2 protein-coding genes are annotated in these 2,465 nt (G+C 70.5%); both read right to left on the reverse strand.

The genetic code is table 11. The features are described from left to right. On the reverse strand, positions 1-837 hold an 837-nt coding region (locus tag DD1DGNOD_RS24160; protein WP_206443402.1), incomplete at its 3' end, for an RAMP superfamily CRISPR-associated protein. Then, the coding region (locus DD1DGNOD_RS24165) for a Cas10/Cmr2 second palm domain-containing protein (RefSeq protein WP_165037006.1) at positions 834-2,465 on the reverse strand (1,632 nt) is incomplete at its 5' end. The genes DD1DGNOD_RS24165 and DD1DGNOD_RS24160, both read right to left, overlap by 4 nt.

Below are 2,465 nucleotides of genomic sequence, written 5' to 3' on the forward strand. Positions count from 1 at the left end.
CGTCGGCAGCGTCGGCAGCGTCGGTGCCGTGGCCCGCGCCCGGGCCGTGTGGCCCGCCCGGCCCGTCCGAGCCGTCGGTTCGACCTGGGTGATTTCGAGGCGGCACCGACCCGCGCCTCGTCGACGCTTGCCACCGATGGACTCCACCAGACGCGCGCCGAGCAGAAGCAACGCGGCGGCTGCCCGGCGGCCATCGTCATCCAGGCCATCGTCATCCAGGCCCTCACCACCCGAGTCCTCACCACCCGGGTGGGGAGCCGACCAGCCAGCGAGCGTTGCGCTCGCGGTCAGTTGGACGCCACAACGCGCCATCTGCTCGAAGCGGAGGAACTTGTCCGCCGCCCGCCCCGTGCTTGGGTCGATCTTCACCCCGGGGCGGACGAACGTGGTCGCGTCACGCAGCCTGCGCTGTTCGTCCGACCGCAGAGCCGCGGCGAGGGCTGCCGGATACCGCGCCGGGCGCACCGACAGGGCCGCCGGGCGCGGCTTGTCCCCCGTGGGCGAGCCCGCGACGGACAGAACCGGCTGGCTGCCGAAAAGGAACTCGACCCAGGCGTGCCATCCCCCGGCCGGTCCCGTGGAGCTGGTCGAGCCGTCGAGCGCGGCGGCGGCAAGCTCACAGGCGTCCCGCCACACCCCGGTCAGGGTCTTGCCGGGCACGAACGGCAGGCCGTCATGGTCGGTGTTGACCAGTTTGTCGATCCCGCCGGGGATGCCCAGACCGGTGCCGCAGTGCCAGTCGCTGTCCATGTGCAGGGTCAGCGCGAGGACGAGGTGGCTCGCCGGGACGTCCGGCGTCCCTGTCGTGCTTCTGATCGTGCCGTTCGGGCTTGTCATGCCGATGTCCCCGTCGTCGTTCTCTCGTTGCCCGCCTCTGCCGCATGGTTGTGCCGGTCGGAGAGGTTGTGCCGGTCGGCGAGGTCACCTATGAGGTGGAGCGCGTTCATCGCGTCGAGCAGCCCGGTGACCGGTGGTTCGGTGACCTGGCCTGGCTGCCCGTCGACCAGAGCCCGATCGCTGATCCGCCAGAACAGCGACGCGTTGTTCCCGGTCGGGATCTCGCCGGTGCCGGCTCTGTTCTCGGTACCGGAGCCGACGAAGAGGTCGAGCCCCCGGTCGTGGTAGCGCGCCAGCATCTGGCGGAACCGGCCGTCGGCGGCGTCCCGTCCGGAGAACAGTGCCTCCCGCAGGTCGTGCATCTGGCTGGTCGGCAGCTTGCGCTCGCTCGCCTCGTCGGTTCCGTCGGTCGAGTCGAAGGTGGCGGTGAGCGCCGCCACGCGCCGGGCGAGGTCGTCCCAGTGGCGTCCTACGGTCCACGGCTCACGCATGTCACGGGTGACCACGTAGGGCTGTGCGTACAGCCGCGCACGCAGCTTCGGTCGTTTCTCGGGGTCGCGTCCGGCCTGGAGGCCGGCGGCGCGTTCGGCCTCGAGGTCGGCGGCGCCGACCGCGACCTTCATCCGGTCGCGCAGATGGGCGGGATCGCTGCCACCGCTGTCATACAGGACGTGGAACGAGAACGCGGACGCCCGTGGCCGTGTCCGAGGCCGGGGTTGCTCCGGTTCCCCTGGCGCGTCCGGCGCTGCGGACGGCTCCCGACCCACCGAATACTGCTTGACCGTCTTCTTCGCCTCCTGCGTCAGCTCCTCGGCCAGGTCGTAGGCGGCGGAGAACGGAAAATGCGGCTTGACGACGGCCACCCCGGCGCACGCGGTGAGCCCGTCCGGCGCGTGCTTCCGGATGACCGGGTCGGCGCGGGTGGCCTCCTCGAAGGCGATGAGATATGCCTCGGCGAAGGCCAGGGAGATGGAACCGGCGCAGACCACCGTGAGGTCGTCGCCGCCGAGTACCAGCGGGAGCACCGGTACGGCGCCCTCCACGTCATGATTGCGGGGGAGTACCCGCCGGCAGTGTTCCAGCGCTTCGCGGAACGCTCTGACGGTGCATGCGTCGACGGCTTTCGAGAACGGTTCGAGGGCCTCGGCGTAGCGGTCGCTGGGTGCGTCGGTGTCGTCGGGCCGGTCGCCGGTCGCGTTGCCGAGCTCGGTGAACAGTTGGCCGAGGCTGTTGCCGTCAGCGTGGATCACGGCGACCCAGTCGGGTTTCTCCTCCAGATGGTCGGCGATCTTCTCCAGCGTTGGCTTCGAGATTTCGGCATTATGCGCGAGCCGGTGGAACCCGGTGTCCCGAGCACCCCACTTGGCCAGGCTCGGGCGTGCCCGGGGCTGACGTGATCGTGGGCCCTGGCCTTCTGTGATCACGTCGTGGGCAGGCAGGCCGCTGGCCGCGCACTCGTCCACGATCGGGATGCGCGGGAAGCGGCTCATCGGGCCGGGCCGGTCGCTCCTGACCCGCGGCAGCGCCTCATGAACGTCACGGCATCGCCTGGCAAGCATGCTGACCGGAGGCTTTCCCGCTTCCTGGTGGGCGTCGTCTTCCTGGTGGACGTCGTCCCAGTCGAACGA

The organism is Candidatus Protofrankia californiensis (assembly GCF_900634765.1).
GTDB lineage: Bacteria > Actinomycetota > Actinomycetes > Frankiales > Frankiaceae > Protofrankia > Protofrankia californiensis.